This window comes from Corynebacterium incognita (assembly GCF_014217255.1).
GTDB lineage: Bacteria > Actinomycetota > Actinomycetes > Mycobacteriales > Mycobacteriaceae > Corynebacterium > Corynebacterium incognitum.
Genome location: NZ_CP059404.1, coordinates 856,388 through 873,921 on the forward strand (window position 1 = coordinate 856,388; position 17,534 = coordinate 873,921).

13 protein-coding genes are annotated in these 17,534 nt (G+C 65.5%); 5 read left to right on the forward strand and 8 right to left on the reverse strand.

Annotated features, from left to right (window positions below; genetic code table 11):
- Nucleotides 1–4: 4 nt before the first annotated feature.
- Nucleotides 5–589 carry a CarD family transcriptional regulator gene (locus H0194_RS03970; protein ID WP_185176526.1) on the reverse strand — a complete coding sequence of 195 codons (585 nt, stop codon included), beginning with the start codon at nucleotides 587–589 and terminating at the stop codon, nucleotides 5–7.
- 336 nt (nucleotides 590–925) lie between these two features.
- Here H0194_RS03970 and H0194_RS03975 point away from each other — a divergent pair, with 336 nt between their 5' ends.
- Together H0194_RS03975 and radA are read left to right on the forward strand one after the other, a co-directional pair.
- The gene (locus H0194_RS03975; protein ID WP_246389058.1) at nucleotides 926–1,471 is read left to right on the forward strand and encodes a hypothetical protein; all 546 of its coding nucleotides are present in this window, start codon (nucleotides 926–928) and stop codon (nucleotides 1,469–1,471) included.
- Nucleotides 1,472–1,577: 106 nt separating this feature from the next.
- The gene (gene radA / locus H0194_RS03980; RefSeq protein ID WP_185176528.1) at nucleotides 1,578–2,990 is read left to right on the forward strand and encodes a DNA repair protein RadA; all 1,413 of its coding nucleotides are present in this window, start codon (nucleotides 1,578–1,580) and stop codon (nucleotides 2,988–2,990) included.
- Nucleotides 2,991–3,003: 13 nt separating this feature from the next.
- On the opposite strand, the gene H0194_RS03985 is transcribed toward radA, so the two are convergent.
- Both H0194_RS03985 and H0194_RS03990 read right to left on the reverse strand, forming a co-directional pair.
- The gene (locus H0194_RS03985; RefSeq protein WP_185176529.1) at nucleotides 3,004–3,741 is read right to left on the reverse strand and encodes a hypothetical protein; all 738 of its coding nucleotides are present in this window, start codon (nucleotides 3,739–3,741) and stop codon (nucleotides 3,004–3,006) included.
- An 87-nt stretch (nucleotides 3,742–3,828) separates the two neighbouring features.
- On the reverse strand, nucleotides 3,829–4,452 hold the full coding sequence (locus H0194_RS03990) for a carbonic anhydrase (protein WP_185176530.1): 624 nt from the start codon (nucleotides 4,450–4,452) through the stop codon (nucleotides 3,829–3,831).
- Between the two features lie 37 nt (nucleotides 4,453–4,489).
- On the opposite strand from H0194_RS03990, the gene H0194_RS03995 reads away from it, so the two are divergent.
- Nucleotides 4,490–5,386, forward strand: a complete 897-nt coding sequence (locus H0194_RS03995; protein WP_281382572.1) for an HhH-GPD family protein — start codon at nucleotides 4,490–4,492, stop codon at nucleotides 5,384–5,386.
- A 38-nt stretch (nucleotides 5,387–5,424) separates the two neighbouring features.
- Here the strand turns inward: H0194_RS03995 and H0194_RS04000 are convergent, their stop codons facing one another.
- The gene (locus tag H0194_RS04000; protein ID WP_185176531.1) at nucleotides 5,425–5,595 is read right to left on the reverse strand and encodes a DUF4236 domain-containing protein; all 171 of its coding nucleotides are present in this window, start codon (nucleotides 5,593–5,595) and stop codon (nucleotides 5,425–5,427) included.
- Between the two features lie 39 nt (nucleotides 5,596–5,634).
- Between H0194_RS04000 and H0194_RS04005 the strand changes: the two genes are divergently transcribed.
- Nucleotides 5,635–6,897: a lipase family protein gene (locus H0194_RS04005; protein ID WP_246389059.1), complete on the forward strand. Its 1,263-nt coding sequence runs from the start codon at nucleotides 5,635–5,637 to the stop codon at nucleotides 6,895–6,897.
- A gap of 42 nt (nucleotides 6,898–6,939) precedes the next feature.
- Here H0194_RS04005 and H0194_RS04010 read toward each other — a convergent pair whose 3' ends face one another.
- Entirely contained in the window at nucleotides 6,940–9,645 is a 2,706-nt protein-coding gene (locus H0194_RS04010) for an ATP-dependent Clp protease ATP-binding subunit (protein WP_185176532.1), read from the reverse strand.
- Between the two features lie 231 nt (nucleotides 9,646–9,876).
- Between H0194_RS04010 and H0194_RS04015 the strand changes: the two genes are divergently transcribed.
- The gene (locus H0194_RS04015; RefSeq protein WP_185176533.1) at nucleotides 9,877–12,783 is read left to right on the forward strand and encodes an FAD-binding and (Fe-S)-binding domain-containing protein; all 2,907 of its coding nucleotides are present in this window, start codon (nucleotides 9,877–9,879) and stop codon (nucleotides 12,781–12,783) included.
- Nucleotides 12,784–13,266: 483 nt separating this feature from the next.
- Here the strand turns inward: H0194_RS04015 and H0194_RS04020 are convergent, their stop codons facing one another.
- The 3 genes from H0194_RS04020 to lysS all read right to left on the reverse strand — a co-directional run bounded on the left by H0194_RS04020 (nucleotide 13,267) and on the right by lysS (nucleotide 17,360).
- Nucleotides 13,267–14,718 carry an MDR family MFS transporter gene (locus H0194_RS04020; protein WP_246389060.1) on the reverse strand — a complete coding sequence of 484 codons (1,452 nt, stop codon included), beginning with the start codon at nucleotides 14,716–14,718 and terminating at the stop codon, nucleotides 13,267–13,269.
- Nucleotides 14,719–14,910: 192 nt separating this feature from the next.
- Nucleotides 14,911–15,708 (reverse strand): hypothetical protein, encoded by a 798-nt coding sequence (locus H0194_RS04025; protein WP_185176534.1) that lies wholly within the window; start codon nucleotides 15,706–15,708, stop codon nucleotides 14,911–14,913.
- A 62-nt stretch (nucleotides 15,709–15,770) separates the two neighbouring features.
- A complete protein-coding gene (lysS, locus tag H0194_RS04030) occupies nucleotides 15,771–17,360 on the reverse strand; it encodes a lysine--tRNA ligase (protein WP_246389061.1) in 1,590 nt (529 codons plus the stop codon).
- Between the last annotated feature and the right edge of the window lie 174 nt (nucleotides 17,361–17,534).

Below are 17,534 nucleotides of genomic sequence, written 5' to 3' on the forward strand. Positions count from 1 at the left end.
CCGTTTAGTCTTCGTCGTCGAAGCTCAGGTCGTCCAGGTCCACGTCCACGTCAACGTCGGTGGTCACGGACTTGTCATCTACCAGGCCGGCGGCGCGGTGACGCTCGATGGTGGCGTCGATTTCCTCGAGCATGGTGTCGGCCTTCTTCTCATCCAGCGGGCCCGCCAGGGCGAGCTCGCCGACGAGGATGCTGCGCGCCTTGGTAAGCATGCGCTTTTCGCCCGCGGACAGGCCGCGGTCCTGATCGCGGCGCCAGAGGTCACGGACAACCTCGGCCACCTTGTTGATGTCACCGGATGCCAGGCGCTCCTGATTGGCCTTGTAGCGGCGGGACCAGTTGCCGGCCTCTTCGACGTCTTCCTCACGCAAGACGGAGAAGACCTTCTCCAGGCCCTCCTTACCCACGACGTCACGCACGCCGACGCGTTCGGCGTTCTTGGAGGGCACGCGGACCACGAGGTCGGACTGGTTGATAGCCAGGACGAGGTATTCCAGGGTCTCGCCGCCCATCTCGCGGGTTTCGATAGCCTCAATCCGTGCCGCGCCGTGGTGCGGGTAGACCACGACTTCGCCGACCTTAAATTCCATTGCCACTCCCTATTGTGTCCCGTGTCGCTTCCACCTGGCGGCGCGGGATGTCCCCACCCCGCGCTCCTGCGACGCTCTCGCGCGCAAGGCAGACTTAGGGCAACGATTTTACCAGAGCCCCACCTTGGACGGTCGACGTCCCCTGAACAACCGGCGACTACCCCCGCTTATTGCCCCTATGTGACGAATGCCCTCCCCTATTAACTGTGTACTCGGGGCGAAAAGATACTAAGGTAAGGGGCTGATAACGCTTATATCCAAATCTGATGGAGGACGCTCGAAGTGAAGTCCCTGTTTACGGCTGTCCGCCGTGGCGGAATTGTATCTGTTGCTGCCATGTCTGCACTCACCCTCGCATCCTGCTCCGGTGGCCAGATCACCCAGACCTCGTCCCAGGTCGCGGCTGTTGACGGCGAGAGCGGTGTGACCGAGGACGGAAACATGGCCGTTCGGGACGTCACCATCGTCGTGGACCCGGAGACCAATGACGCGGCTCTGAAGTTCACCGCCGTGAACCAGGCTTATAAGGAGGAAAAGCACAAGCTGTCCTCCGTTGAGGTCGACGGCAAGCCGGTGCAGATGGGCTCCGTCAAGGAGATCGGCCGCGACTGCCGCGTGGTGGGCGATTCCAAGAAGGGCCTGGAGTCCTACCCGCAGGCTAAGGAAGGCGAGGGCTCCGGCTGCATCCAGTACGTGACCACCACCCTTCAGAACGATGACTTCGCCTACGGCGGCTCCCGCCCGGTGAGCTTCACCTTCGACAACGGCAAGGTGGAGCTCAACGCCTCTATCATCGCGCCGCAGCTGACTGCTGGCGAGGAGAACCGCGACGCCAAGTCCACCGAAGGCTACACCACCAAGGCTCCTTCCGCGCACCACTAAAGCGCCCTGATTTTCATAGCTGTCCGACGCCCCCGCTGCCTCACGGTTGCGGGGGCGTTCGGCGTTCGACGCAGTGATGTCTAGGGCGGGTTGTAGAGTTCTGGGTATGGCTAAAAAGTCCCGTCCCGTGCACACCTGTTCTGAGTGTGACTACGTATCTCCCAAGTGGTTGGGTCGTTGCCCCGAGTGTGGCTCGTGGGGCACGCTCGTGGAGTCCGCGCCGAGCGCCTTCGACGGCAAAGGCGGGGCCGGGGTGGCCGCGGCCGCGGTGGGCGGCCAGCTGGTCAAGGGGCTCACCCCCACCGCCCCGGCGCAGCCGATCACGGCGGTGAAAGCCACGGCGTCCGCCGCGCTGCGTTCCGGCATTGGGGAACTGGACCGGGTGCTGGGACGCGGCATCGTGCCAGGTTCCGTGGTGCTCATGGCGGGCGAGCCGGGCGTGGGCAAGTCCACTCTGCTCCTGGAGGTGGCCTCGCGGTGGGCGCAGGAAAAGGACGTACAAGGCGCGCCGCGGCGCGCCTTGTACGTCACTGCGGAGGAGTCCGCGGGGCAGGTGCGCGCCCGCGCCGAACGCACAGACGCGCTGCATGAGACGCTGTTTCTGGCTGCCGAGTCCAACCTGGACGTGGTGTTCGGGCACGTGGAACAGCTCAAGCCTTCGCTGCTCATCGTGGACTCTGTGCAGACCATGCACGCCGCGGGCGTGGAGGGCGTGGCCGGCGGCGTGGCCCAGTCCCGGGCGGTGACCGCCGCGCTGACCACGCTGGCCAAGACCACCGGCATCCCCATCCTGCTCGTGGGACACGTGACCAAGGACGGCAATGTGGCGGGCCCGCGGGTACTGGAGCACCTCGTGGACGTTGTCTTGAATTTTGAAGGCGATAGGCAGTCCAGTCTGCGCATGTTGCGCGGCATCAAAAACCGCTTCGGCGCCACGGACGAGGTGGGCTGCTTCGAGCAGACCGCCGCGGGCATCAAGGAGGTTCCGGACCCGTCGGGGCTGTTCCTGTCGCACCGCGGGAATACCCCGGACGGTTCCGCGGTGACGGTGGCCATGGACGGCGTGCGCCCCATCGTCGCGGAGGTACAGGCGTTGACGGTAGATCCGGTGGCCAAGAACCCGCGCCGCGTCGTCACAGGCTTAGACCACAACCGCGTGCCCATGGTGCTCGCGGTCCTGCAGGCGCGTGCGGGCCAGCGCACCAATGACAAGGATGCCTACGTGGCCACGGTTGGCGGCATGCGCATCAACGAGACCGCCACGGATCTGGCGGTGGCGCTGGCTACCTGGTCCTCGCTGCACGAGCACTCGTTGCCGCCGAAGACCGTGGTCATCGGCGAGGTCGGCCTGGCCGGCGAGCTGCGCCGCGTGCCCAATCTGGAACGCCGCCTCAGCGAAGCCGCGCGGCTGGGATACAAAAACGCCATCGCCCCGGCCGGAGAAAAGGTCTCTATACCGGGGCTCAGGGTGCGCCAGGCCGCAACTCTCAGCGAGGCCATCGCGCTGCTCGAGGACTGACGAAAGCTCGGTCCTAGCGCAGGTTAAACGTCAGCGCGGGCGACGGGTTGTTGCCGATGACCGTGTGCAGGAAGTAGCCACCCGCGGGTGCAGGCTTGCGGTCACGGCACTGCTCCGGGGCGGAGCCCATGCGGGACCACACGGCCTCGAAGTGGCGTTTCTTGCCCGCTTCGAACTTCTCCTCACCCGTGAGCACCGACGGGTAGCAGTCCGTATCGGACCACACGCGCTTATTGGTGGACAGGTCGTAGACCTCGAAACGCAGCTCGTCCTTGTCCAGGTCAATCTCGCAATCAGAGGACGTGGGATTGTCCACCGTCATGTAAAAGGTGGGCTGCTGACCCTTCTTGTAGGTGGACTCATCGCTGGATGCGGTGATCTTCAGGTCCTCGAGCTTGCAGGACTTCTTGTCCTTGGAGTGCTTCTTTTTGTCCGCGTCTTCGTACGGCGAGGGCTTGGCGGCGGACGTGGACTCAGTGTTCTCGGTATTCTCGGTATTCTCGGTCGCAGGCGCGGACTCAGTAGCTGGAGCGTCCGTGGCCGGGGAGTCAGACGCAGGGGTGGTCAACTCCGCGGTGGCCGCGGTGTCGGTAGCGTTAGTTCCTTCCGCCTGGTCGCCGCCCTTGCCACCGAACGCCGCCGTCAAACCCCAGATGAGCAGGGCAATGACAACAAGCAAGATCACCAGCGCGGCCACGCGGCGGCGCACGTAGATCTCGCGGGGCAAGCGGCGAGGAGACTGTTTAGACACAATCCTTATGTTAAAGGGCGCCCTCACCCCAACTTGGCAAGCGGCGCCCGCGTGTCTTAACTACCTAGCGGCAGGCGTAGCCCTGTACTAGGCCACGCCATCCAGGACGATCTCTTCTACTTTGCCGTCGCCGAGCAGGTAGCGCAGGCCGACGATGCCCATCGAGCCGTCGGCAAGCTTTTCCTGCAGCTTCGGCGAGCGGGCCCGCAACAGCTCCACGATCTGCACCACGTGCTCGCGCTCGACGTCCGCGCTTTCCGCGCTTCCCGCGCGCTGCGCCAGCTTCGTAGACAGCGCCACCTGCTCCACGATGGTGCGCTGGTAGCCCTGCGGCACGTCCGCGCCGCCGAGCACGCCAGCGGTGGCCTTCACCGCGCCGCAGGACTCGTGGCCCATGACCACGAGCAGGCTGGCGCCTAAGTTCTCCACCGCGAATTCCACCGACGCCAGCACCGCATTGTCCAGCACCTGACCGGCGGTGCGGATCACGAAGGCATCGCCAAGCCCGAGGTCAAACACGAGCTCCGCCGGCACCCGCGAATCCGAGCACGACAGCACCACCACGCGCGGGTCCTGGCCCTCGACGAGCAGGCTGCGGCGCTGGGTATCGGTGTTGGGGCGCTGCGGGTTGTCCGCGGCGAAGCGGGCGTTGCCTTCCTTCAACGCGTCCCAAACGTGCTGTGGTGTAGTTGCGGAATCAATAGAAGTCATGGGCTTTAGTATAAGCACCTATACTTATGCCCCGACTATGAATTCCCCACTGTCTACCGCTGATATCCGCGCAATATTGTCCTGGTTCGATGCCAACGAACGCGATCTCCCCTGGCGACGCCCCGGCACCTCCGCGTGGGGCGTCCTCCTCTCGGAGGTCATGAGCCAACAGACACCAGTGGCGCGCGTGGCGCCGCAGTGGGAGGAGTGGATGCGGCGCTGGCCCACGCCCGCGGACTTCGCGGCGGCGGATAAGGCCAGCGTGCTGCGGGCGTGGGATCGGCTGGGCTACCCGCGGCGCGCGCTGCGTCTGCATGCGGCGGCGCAGGCCATCCGCGACGAACATGGCGGGGTGGTGCCCGACGACGTCGATGAGCTCCTGGCGCTGCCGGGCATCGGCGACTACACGGCGCGAGCGGTGGCGTGCTTCGCCTTCGGCCGCAACGTGCCGGTGGTGGATACGAACGTGCGCCGGGTCCACGCCCGCGCGGTGACGGGCGTGTTCCTGCAGCCTGCGGCGTCACGCAAGGAGCTGGCGCAGGTGGCGCCGCTTCTCGACGCCGCCGGGGCTCGCGGCCCCCGTTTATCCGCGGCGTTGATGGAGCTGGGCGCGCTGGTGTGCACGGCGAAGAACCCAGACTGCGGGGTCTGCCCGCTAAAGGCTTCCTGCGCGTGGCAGCGGGCGGGGTGTCCGCAACCGTCGGCGGACGAGGCGGCGCAGGCGAAGCGGCGGGGGCAGAAAATCGAGGGCACGGACCGGCAGGTGCGCGGCAAGATCATGGCGGTGCTGCGCGCGGCGGAGGCACCGGTGGCCCAGGCCGACATCGACGCGATATGGCCCGACGCCGCGCAGCGCTCCCGAGCGCTGTACTCCCTGCTCGAGGATGGCCTCGCGGAGCAGGACGACGACGGGCGCTTCAGCCTGCCGCGGTGATCCTTGTAGCTGGCGCCCTTGTGGCTGGCGGTGGCGCTTTAGCGCCACCGCCCCCGAAAATTGAGGCCACCTGGCAGGTTGACGTAGTAGCCGCCGCGGCTGTTGATGGTCACGGGACCAATTTTGGTGGAGCCGGACGCTCCGGAACCGGAGAGGTTGATCCAGCTGTTCTTGCCCATTTTTTGTCGTTTGCGAAAATACAGACCCATGGCGATGTATTCTAGCGCACCACCGTTTAGTCTAAGTGCGTGAACTTTTCTGCATCTCTGATTCGCTCTCTCTTGGCAACACTGACGATCCTCGCCGTGGTGGTGGGTCTGGCGCCGGTTGCCGCCGCGGCGTCGGCGGGCACGGCGGGCACAGTGCCGGGGACCGTGCTGGGTTCGCGCCCGGCTAGCCACCTGGTGGAGTACGGTTCCAGCGGCAACCGCGTGCGGGCCACAAAGTTCCGCTATCTGTCCACCACGCAACACGGCGACGCGGCACAAGTGACCGGAATGCTGTTCGAGCCGTCCGTTCCGTGGCGCGGGCGCGGCGAGCGCCCCACCGTCATCATGGCGCCGGGGACGCGCGGGGCGGGCGACACGTGCGCGCCGTCGCGATCGCACTTCCTCATCGGCAGCTTCGAGCGCGGGCACCTCAATGCCAACTACGAATACGGCACGCAGGTGCCATTCGTGGAGCACGGCGTGCGGGTGATTGTCACCGACTACATCGGGCTGGGCACGCCGGGGCACCACACGTACGTCAACAACATTGAGTCCGCGCACGCGGTGCTGGATGCGGCGCGGGCGGGCCTCAAGCTGGCGGGCGCGGGTGCCGATGCGCCGGTGGGCTTCTTCGGCTACTCGCAGGGCGGCGGTTCCGCGGCGGCGGCAGCCGAACACGCCGCGACCTACGCGCCGGACCTCAACGTCAAGGGCACCTACGCGGGCGCCCCAGTGGCCGACCTCTCCGCGGTGATGCACGCGGTGGACGGCGGCGACATCGCCCACGTCATGGGCTACGGGATTAACGGCTTCGCGTCGCGCGATGCGGAATTCCGCGCGGAGATTTTCCGCAACCTCAACGCGCGCGGTAAACGCTTTCTGCGTTCGGCGGCGTTCGCGTGCGTGGGCGACTCGATTGCGACGTGGGGCTTTACGGATTCGCGCTCGCTGACTAAGACGGGCGAGTCCTTCGGCGACCTGATGGACCGCAACGACGGCCTGCGCCGCGTGCTGCGCGAGCAGAAGCTGGGGTATCGCCGGCTCAACGCGCCGATGCTCATTGGCGCGACACCGACGGACCAGACGGTCCCCTACCGCCAGGCGCGCCAGCTGGGCCAGCGCCACTGTGCGGCGGGTGAGAACATCACGTTCCTGCCCGTGCACACCGGCGGCCCGGTGCGCAAGACCGCGGCCAACCACGCCACCGGCTACCTGCTCTCCGCACCGCAGGGCGTGGACTTCCTCCTAGACCGCTTCAACGGCAAAGCCGCGCACAGTAACTGCGCGCGGCTGCTGGGTTAGCGTCGCTCGGGTTTTGGCTAAGCGGGCCGGGCTGCGTGAGCGCTACTCGGTGGCGGCGCCACCCTCAGGCTTGGAGGAGCCGGGGCCCACGATGTCCTTCTGCACGGAACCGCCGGGGACGAGCACCTGATCGGACTCGCCGTCGGAGTCGCGGGTCTCGGTATCGCCGTCGGTGCCGAAGGTGTCCTGCGGCAGCGGGCGCGGACGCGGGGTGAACGTGAAGGTCGCGCCCTTGTCGTCCTTGGACTCGCCGTCCCAGCCCTCGACGTCCACCGTCACGATTTCGCCGGCACCCAACTCGCCGAAGAGGATCTTCTCCGACAGGGTGTCCTCGATTTCGCGCTGAATGGTACGACGCAGCGGACGCGCGCCGAGCACCGGGTCAAAGCCGCGCTGCGCCAGCAGGTTGCGGGCCTTCTCGGTGAGCTCGATGCCCATATCCTTCTCGGCCAGCTGCTTGTCGGTGCGCGCGATGAGCAGGTCCACCATCTTGACGATGTCCTCGCGAGTGAGCTGGTGGAAGACCACCACGTCGTCGATACGGTTGAGGAACTCGGGGCGGAAGTGCTTCTTCAGCTCGTCGTTGACCTTGTTCTTCATCCGCTCGTACTGCGCAGTGGAATCCGTCTCGTTGTCCGAGGTGAAGCCCAGGCCCACGGCCTTGGAGATGTCCTGGGTGCCCAGGTTGGAGGTGAAGATGAGCACGGTGTTCTTGAAGTCCACCACGCGGCCCTGGCCGTCGGTCAAGCGGCCTTCCTCCAGCACCTGGAGCAGGGTGTTGTAAATCTCCTTGTGAGCCTTCTCAATCTCGTCGAAGAGCACCACGGAGAACGGCTTGCGGCGCACCTTCTCGGTGAGCTGGCCACCATCCTCGTGGCCGACGTAGCCCGGAGGGGCACCGAAGAGACGGGAGGCGGTAAAGCGATCGTGGAACTCGCCCATGTCGATGGAAATCAGGGAGTCCTCGTCGCCGAACAGGAACTCTGCGAGCGCCTTGGACAGCTCCGTCTTACCCACACCGGACGGGCCGGCGAAGATGAAGGAACCGGACGGGCGCTTCGGGTCCTTGAGGCCGGCGCGGGTGCGTCGGATAGCACGGGAGACGGACTTGACCGCCTCGTCCTGGCCGATGATGCGCTTATGCAGTACGTCTTCCATGTTGAGCAGGCGCGAGGTCTCGGACTCGGTGAGCTTGAAGACCGGGATGCCGGTCCAGTGTGCGAGCACCTCGGCGATCTGGTCCTCGCCCACCTCGGCGATGTCCTGGAGGTCGCCGGAGCGCCACTCCTGTTCCTTCTCGGAGCGCTCCTCGGTGAGCTGGCGCTCCTGCTCGCGCAGGTCGGCTGCCTTCTCGAAGTCCTGGGCGTCGATGGCCGCTTCCTTCTCGGCGCGCAGGGCAGCGATGCGGTCGTCGACCTCCTGCAGGCCCTTCGGCGCGGTCATGCGCTTGATGCGCATGCGAGCGCCGGCCTCGTCGAGCAGGTCGACGGCCTTGTCCGGCAGGAAGCGGTCATTAATGTAGCGGTCCGACAGGCTGGCGGCGGCGCGCAGCGCCTCGTCGGTGTAGGAGACGCGGTGGTGCGCCTCGTAGCGGTCGCGCAGGCCCTTGAGGATCTCCACGGTGTCCTCGAGGGAAGGCTCGCCCACCTGCACCGGCTGGAAGCGGCGCTCCAGGGCAGCGTCCTTCTCGATGTGCTTGCGGTACTCCTCGAGCGTGGTCGCGCCGATGGTCTGCAGCTCGCCGCGGGCCAGCTTCGGCTTGAGCAAGCTGGCAGCGTCGATGGCCCCCTCGGCCGCGCCGGCGCCTACGAGGGAGTGAATCTCGTCGATGAACAAGATGATGTCGCCGCGCTGGTTAATTTCCTTGAGGACCTTCTTCAGTCGCTCCTCGAAGTCACCGCGGTAGCGGGAGCCGGCGATAAGGGAACCCAGGTCCAGGGAGTACACCTGCTTGTCCTTCAGGGTCTCTGGGACCTTGCCGTTGACAATGTCCAGGGCGAGGCCCTCGACCACGGCGGTCTTACCCACGCCAGGTTCACCGATGAGCACCGGGTTGTTCTTGGTGCGGCGCGAGAGCACCTGCATGATGCGCTCAATTTCGGAAGCGCGGCCCACCACGGGGTCCAGCTTGCCTTCCTTCGCCGCCTTGGTCAGGTTGCGGCCGAACTGGTCCAGCACCAGCGAGTTGGAGCGGTCCCCGCCCTGGTTCTGGTTGCCGGACATGGAGCGCCCCAGGGAGCCTGCCGACGCCGCGCCTGCCCCCACCGGGCCTGCGCCAGCCATGCCGTTCCCGCCCTCTTCCTGGTTACCCTCGTAACCGGACAGCAGCTGAATAACGGTCTGCCGCACGCGCGGCAGGTCAGCGCCGAGCTTGGTCAGGACCTGTGCGGCTACGCCCTCGCCCTCGCGGATGAGGCCGAGCAGCAGGAACTCAGTACCGATGTACTTGTGGCCCATCTGCAGACCCTCGCGCAGGGAGAGCTCCAAGACCTTCTTGGCGCGCGGGGTGAACGGGATGTGGCCCGTCGGCGGCTGGTTGCCGTGGCCGATAATCTCTTCCACCTCGCGGCGGACGTCCTCGAGCTGGATGCCCATGGACTCCAGGGCCTTGGCGGCCACGCCTTCGCCCTCGCTAATCAGGCCCAGCAGGATGTGCTCGGTGCCGATGTAGTTGTGGTTGAGCATGCGCGCCTCTTCTTGCGCCAAAACGATGACGCGGCGGGCGCGGTCTGTAAACCGTTCAAACATGTTTCGCTGTCCCCTAGATACTAAAGATGTTTTTCGCTTATACCCACCATAACGCCCGGCCCCGCGAACCCATCCACCGTTTCCTGATCCGCAACGTGAGTTCGCGCCCTTTACGCAGCTCATCGTCCATGTACGCCCATAGCGAACACCGCGCCGCCGGCCCTGCGGAGCGGAAGAATTCAATCCCCGAAAGCCCAGCGGGGGCGTCGGCAAGCCACTACCCTGTGCACCATGACCGCACCGACACACACCACCTCACACACGTCCGCATTCCCCGTTGACGGCAGCATTGATTACCGTGGCTGCTTCGAGCACGCTGTGGGCGACGCGCACCAGGTCAAGACGGATTTGGTCTACCGCGCAGCCTACGGCTCGAATACGTCGCACTACGATTACACCCCGGCCGCCGTCGTGGAGGCCACCTCTGCGGAGGAGGTTGGCCGGATCTTCGCCGCGGCGCGCGAACGGGGCATCCCGGTGACGCTGCGCTCGGGTGGTTCGTCGTTGTCGGGCCAGGCGGCGTCGGATAGCGTGATGGTGGACGTGCGCAAGCACTTCCGCGGCATGGACATCCTGGATGGTGGCAAGCGTGTGCGCGTGCAGCCGGGCCTGACCATCGATGACGTCAACCTGCGGCTGGCACCTTATGGCTACAAGCTGGGGCCAGACCCGGCATCGACATCCGTGGCCACCATCGGCGGCGTGATTGCCAACAACTCCTCCGGCATGGCGTGTGGCACCGAGTTCAACTCGTATAAGACGATCGAGTCGATGACCTTCGTGCTGCCGTCCGGCACCACAATCAACTCGGCGGACCCGGACGCGGACCGTCGCTTCGCGGAGGCGGAGCCGGAGCTGGTGGACACCCTGCAGCGACTGACGCGCCGTGTGCGCTCCAACCCGGAGTCCGTGGCGATTATCGAGCGGCATTTCGCCATCAAGAATTCCATTGGTTACACGCTCAACTCTTTCCTGGACTACGACTCCCCGGTAGAACAGTTCATTCACCTCCTCGTGGGTTCGGAGGGCACGCTGGCGTTCATCGCGGAGGCCACCTTCCACACCATCCCGCTGCGGCGCTTCGCGACGACCGCGATGGCGGTGTTTTCCAACCTCACCTCGGCCACCGACGCCCTGCCCGCGCTCAAGGAATCGGGCGCGGCCACGTTGGAGCTTCTCGACGACAAGTCGATCATTGAAGGTCAAAAAATCCCGGGTACGCCGCAGGAGATTCACGGCTTCGACCCGCAGGGGCAGACCGCGATGATCGTGGAGTACCACACCGATACCCTCGAGGAGCTGCGCGAGCTCGAGCGCATCGGCGGCAGAATCATGGCCGAGCACAACCTGTTCACGCCGGCGGAGTTCTTCACGGACGAGGCCCGGCGCGCCGGGGCCTGGAAGTTCCGCAAGTCGCTGTACCCCATCATGGCCGAGTCCCGCCCCACCGGAACGATGGCGCTCATCGAGGATATCGCGGTGCCCGTCGCGCGCCTTACCGACGCCGTGAACTCCATGGGCGAGCTGTTTGCCAAGTACTCCTACCGCGACGCGCTGATCCTAGGCCACGCGGGCGACGGCAACCTACACTTCACCATGACCGACGATTTCTACGGCGACGCGAACCTCAAGCGCTACCAAGAGTTCACGGATGACCTGGTGGACCTGGTCTTGGGATTTGAGGGCAACCTCAAGGCCGAGCACGGCACGGGCCGCGTGATGGCACCGTTCGTGCGCCGCCAGTACGGCGACGAGCTCTACGAGGTGGCCCGCGAGCTGAAATTCGCGGTGGACCCGCAGAACTGGATGAACCCGGACGTCATCATCACCGACGACCCGGAGATCCACCTGAAGAACCTCAAGCACCCGGAAGAGGTGGAGGACGAGATCAACAACTGCGTGGAGTGCGGCTTCTGCGAGGCCGTGTGTCCGTCGCGGGATCTCACGCTCACCCCGCGCCAGCGCATCGTGGTGCGCCGCGCCCGCGCCAAGGCGGAGGCGCTCGGCGATACCGCGGCGGTCAAGGAGATCGACGACAACCACCTCTACCCCGGCGTGCAGACCTGCGCGGTGGATTCCATGTGCGCCACGGCGTGCCCGGTGAATATCGATACGGGTAAGTTCATCAAGTCCCTGCGCCGCACGGACGCCAGCCCAGCGGAACAGAAGGTGTGGAACGCGGCGGCGAAGGCGTGGGCACCGGCGACCAAGGGCGCAGCCGCCGCGTTGACCGCGGCGAGTGCGCTGCCGCCCGCCCTGGTTCAGGGAGTGACCGGCATCGGGCGTGTGGTCGTGGACCCGGACACGATTCCGCTGTATACCAAGGATCTCCCCCGCGGTGGCACCGCACGTGGCGGCACGGGTCGGGGCCGCGGGGAGCGCGGAGGGCAGTTCGTCGGCGCGGCGGACGGCACGCTCGCCGGCATGTACCTGCCGGCATGCGTGAACACGATGTTCGGACCTGTCCGCGGCGGCGACGGCGCCCCGCGGGCCTTCCAGGAACTGCTCGCCAAGGCGGGACTGAAGCTGTTCGTGTCGGACAACATCGACTCGCTGTGCTGCGGCACGCCCTGGTCGTCGAAGGGCATGGCGGACGGCCACGCCACGATGTCCGGCAAGGTCGCAGCGAGTGTACGCCAGGCGCTCGAGAGCCACCCGGAGCTGCGCGGGCTGCCGATCATCTCCGACGCGTCAAGCTGCACCGACGGATTTGCGGACATGCTCACCGGCGACGATAGCGTGAGCGGCGATGCCACAGTCATGGACGCGGTGCGGTTCGTGGCGGAAGAGATCGTCGACAAGCTGGACGTGGCCAAGGCCTACGACTCGGTGACCCTGCACCCCACCTGTTCCTCGACGCAGATGGGCATCAACGGCCACCTCACCGCGCTGGCGGAAGCCTGCGCGCACGAGGTGCACGTGCCGCTGGACTGGCACTGCTGTGGCTTCGCGGGCGACCGCGGCATGCTCCACCCGGAGCTCACCGCGTCCTCGACGAAGGAAGAGGCGGCGGAGGCCCAGGCGCTCGACGCGGACGCGCACGCCTCCTGCAACCGCACGTGCGAGATCGGGCTGACCCGCGCCACCGGCAAGCCCTACCGCCACGTGCTGGAGTTGCTCGCCGCCGCCGCGCGCTAGGGCGGAAAAGCCGAAGGTCGGATCTAGCGGGTCGGTGTCAAGGTTGCGAGGGCCTACGGCATTGTTGAGACTCTACGCAGCGGGATGGATGGGACTTGCTCCGGTAGTCACTCGAGTAACCTCAAATGAAGCTGATGAGTAGGAGTAGGCCGGGAACTGAGCTTGCATGACCACTAAACCTTAAGGAGGCTACATGTTAGAGTCCCTAACTATACTTGGCAGTTTCAGCATCGCTATCCTCATTCCAGCTTTATTGATTGCCATAGTCGTTCTTCTTATCTTGTCTCTTAAGAACAAGAAGAAGTAGGCCTCAATTCATTTGCGAGATGTTGGGGGCACCGTTGCTTTCCCAGTTCAGGAATGTGGCGCCCTAAACAAACTAGCCATCGCGTGCCAACGGTAGGAGCAGTTTTCTCCAACCCCCAACGAGCTCTTCCCGACCTTTAGATCCCGACCTACAGCGCAGCGGCCACAAGCCGCTCGCTAGGCGTCACCCGGTGCGACCGGCGCAGTCTCCTCTGCGTCGACGCGCACGCGCTTGACCAGCGGGGTCATCGCCGCGGCCACCACGGCCAGCGTGCCGCCGACCATGAACGCCCAGCTCGCGCCCTGCGCCGTGGCGGCGGCTTCGCCGAGGCCGGACTCTTCGCCCAGCTGGGTACCGCGGGTGAGCACCACGATAAGCAGCGCCGTGCCGGTCGCGCCGGCCAGCTGCTGCAGGGTGGTCAGGATCGCGGAGCCGTGTGAGTAGAGCTCCTGCGGGAGCGATGCCAGGGACGTGGTCATCAGCGGGGTCATCATGAAGCCCACGCTCACCGCGAAGAGCATGTAGATTGCTACCACCTTCCACAGTGCAGCGTCCTCCCCCAGGAGGGACAACAGCCAGATGGAGACGGCCATAGCCAGGGCACCCGGGATCATCAGCGGACGCGGTCCCACGGAGTCGAAGATGCGGCCGATAATCGGCGAGAGCAGGCCCTGCAACAGGCCACCGGGCATCACCACGAGGCCGGCAGTCATGGCCGTCACGCCCAAGGAGGTTTGCAGGTAGATGGGCAGCACCGTCACGGAACCGAGCAGCAAGCCCATGGCCAGCAGCATAATGACTACCGCGATGGTGTAGTTGCGGATGGTAAATGGCCGCAGGTCCAACAGCGCGCGGCTGTCCTTGGCCAGGGCCAGTTGGCGGCGCACGAAGAACACCAGCGACACCACGCCGACCACGGTCACGACGACCGGGACGGTGGCGTTGCCCGCCAGCATCTGCTCAATCGACGACAGGCCATACACCAGGCCGCCGAAAGCGAACACGGACAGCACCACGGACGGCACGTCCAGCGGGGTCTCGCGGGTCTCACCTACGTTGGGTAGCTTGGCCACTCCCAACGCCAGGATCAGCAGCCCCAGCGGCAGCATGAACCAAAAGATGAAGTGCCAGCTAAACCTATCCAGAATCAGTCCGCCAACTGTCGGTCCCAACGCCGGGGCCACGGAAATCACCACGGAGATAATGCCCATGATGGTGCCGCGCCGCTGCGGCGGCACCAGGGTCATGGTCACCGTCATCAGCAGCGGCATGGCCAGCGCCGTGCCGGACGCCTGAATGACGCGCCCGGCCAAGAGCACGAGGAACGTCGGCGCCAGCGCCGCCAGCGTCGTGCCCGCCATAAACAGCAGGACCGACGCCACGAAAATCTGGCGGGTGCTAAAGCGCTCAATAAGAAAGCCCGTGGTCGGGATAACCACTGCCATCGTCAGCATGAAGCCGGTGGTCAGCCACTGCGCGGACGTTGCCGGAATACCAAAGTCCGCCATGACGGCAGGCAGCGCCACAGACAGGGACGTCTCGTTCAAGATCATGACGGTGGCCGCCGCCACGAGCACCACCAGGCTCATGGTGACCTCTGGGGTCATCTTCTTTGTTTGCTCCGCCATGGAGATTTCCTCATCTTTCGTTTCATTGCAGCCGTTTCTTTCAGCTGTCCAAACAACGCGATACTACGCCTGTTTTATTTCCCCACCTGCATCGCTGCAATGCACGTCACGCTGCCCCGGAAAGTGGTGTGCCGTTACACTGAGCACGCTGCCCCCGCACCTCCTCATCGACCCCAGTTCCCGCAACCAACATCAGAGGTTGTGCAACAGGGCCTGGCCCCCGCTACTCCAGCACACCGTTCCGGCGTTAAGCTCCTGCGCCCGCATCACCGTTGGGGAGTTACAGGTCCAATCATCAAAAGTCAGGTATAACGTGTTACCACCGCCTTCGCTCAGGTGGTTGGCATAGTAATCAAACGCCTTGTGGGCTTCAGCGCAATCGATGTCTCCGGAGAGAGTGACGTCGTAGCCATCGCTGGAGGTGCAGGAGCCATTCTCGCTTGCTGACGCCTCGTGCGCGGCGGGGTCGTAGTACTCATTCGGGTCGCACTGCGCCATGCGCTCCGCGATGCTGGTGGGCAGGCCGCGCTGCTTAAGAGCATCGACGTCGTAGCAAGCCATGGACATACCGTCGAGGTTCTCGCCGGCGGCGGGGATTTGCTGCCAGGCGCCATCAACGAACTCGAAGTAGAGCACCATGTCCGTTTGCATGCGGCCGGCGTCGGCAAACTTACCGTTGCAAGTGGTCACGTGATTGATGTGCGAATTGATGGCCTGGAACTCGGAGAGGTCGCAAGAGCCGGAGGCGGGCGCGGCGTCGGTGGCGGTGGTTGCGGCGGCCGTAGTCTTGGCGCTGGACGTGGCGGGTTTCGCGCTCATGGACGGCGCCGCTTTACTGGTGGTGGTCGGGGTGTCAGCCGTGACGGTGACCACGGTGGTGGGCGCGGCCTGGTCGTCGCTGCTGGAGCAGGCGGTCAGCATGGCCGCGGTGGTCAGGACCGCCGCGGCCGCGCCGAGGGTGCGGCGAGAGTAAGAGAGAGCAGTAAACATAACTCTTACTATGCCGAAAAAGCCGCGCGGGCGCGCGGCTTGTGGTGGCTGTTGTAGGGCGGTTAGGCCTTCGGCTCAGGCTTGACCATTGGGAAGAGGACGGTCTCCCGGATGCCGAGGCCGGTGAGCGCCATGAGGAGGCGGTCGATGCCCATGCCCACACCGGCGCTCGGGGGCATGCCCTGCTCCATGGCGGCGAGGAAGTCCTCATCAAGCACCATGGCCTCGTCGTCGCCGTTGGCGGCCAGGCGGGCCTGGTCCTCGAAGCGCTCGCGCTGGATGACGGGGTCAACGAGCTCCGAGTAGCCGGTGGCCAGCTCAAAGCCGCGGACGTAGAGGTCCCACTTCTCGGTCACGCCGGGCTTCTCGCGGTGGTCGCGGGTCAGCGGGGAGGTCTCCACGGGGAAGTTCTTGACAAAGATCGGGCCCTCGAGCTGGTCCTCGCAGAGCAGCTCCCAGATTTCCTCGACGAGCTTGCCGTGGCCCCAGCCGCCTTTCTCCGGGACCTTGAGGCCGATGGCGTCGGCGATGCCCTTGAGCTCGTCCACGGTGGACTCGATGGTGACTTCCGGCTGGCCCGGGAACTTGCGCGCCAGGGCCTCGTTGAGGGACTCGTACATGTCGAGCTCCGGCCAGGAGTCGCCACCGAGGTCGTACTCGGTGCCGTCGGAAAGCGTGACCGTGGTGGAACCGAAGACCGCACGCGCCACGGACTGGATGAGCTCGCGGGTGGTGTCGGCGCCGGTGTTGTAGTCGCCCCAGGCCTCGTAGAACTCGAGCATGGCGAACTCCGGGGAGTGCGAGGAGTCCACGCCCTCGTTGCGGAAGTTGCGGTTGACCTCGAAGACCTTGTCAATGCCGCCGACGACGGCGCGCTTGAGGTACAGCTCCGGGGCGATGCGCAGGTAGAGATCGATGTCGAGCGCGTTGGAATGCGTGACAAACGGGCGCGCGGCGGCGCCGCCGTGCAGGGTCTGCAGCATCGGGGTCTCGATTTCCAGGAAGCCCCGGTCCTCGAGGTAGTGGCGCAGGGCGCGCATAACCTTGATGCGGGTCATGGCGTTCTTGCGGGCATCCTCGCGGACGATGAGGTCGTTGTAGCGCTGGCGCACGCGGGTGTCCTCCGCCAGGTCGGCGAAGGAGACGGGCAGCGGGCGGACAGCCTTAGACGCCATGGTCCAGCTCGTGGCCATGATGGACAGCTCACCGCGGCGGGAGGAGATGACGCGGCCGGTCACGGAGATGAAGTCACCGAGGTCGACGTCCGACTTCCAGGCAGCCAGGGCGTCCTCGCCCACCTCAGCCAAGGACAGCATGGCCTGAACCTGGGTGCCGTCACCATCCTGGAGCGTCGCAAAGCAAAGCTTGCCGGTGTTGCGCATGAAGATAAGGCGCCCGGCGATGGACTTGACGACGTCGGTTTCCTCGCCCGGGGTCAGGTAGGTGACACCGTCGACCTTCTCTCCGTCGTAGTCCTCCGGGACGGCCTGGAACTGCTCGCGCAGCTCGCGCAGGGAGAGATCGCGCGGGACGGCCACGGGGTAGGCGTCGGTGCCGGAAGCGATGAGGCGCTCGCGCTTGTCGCGGCGAATGCGCAGCTGCTCCGGGAGTTCGGCGGTGGGGTTGTTGTCAGTCGTCTTCTGCTCAGTCACGCCCTTAAGGGTAGCGGATAAAGACGCAGGAGCGGGCACGGGATCCGGGTGCCGCTCAGTAGTACCCCCTCCGGACACCCTCCATTTAGGAAACATTATTGTTGCGTAATTGTTTGTGTTTGATTGCTGTTCCCATGCGCGGGATGAACAACCCCGATGGGGGTAAAATCCCCA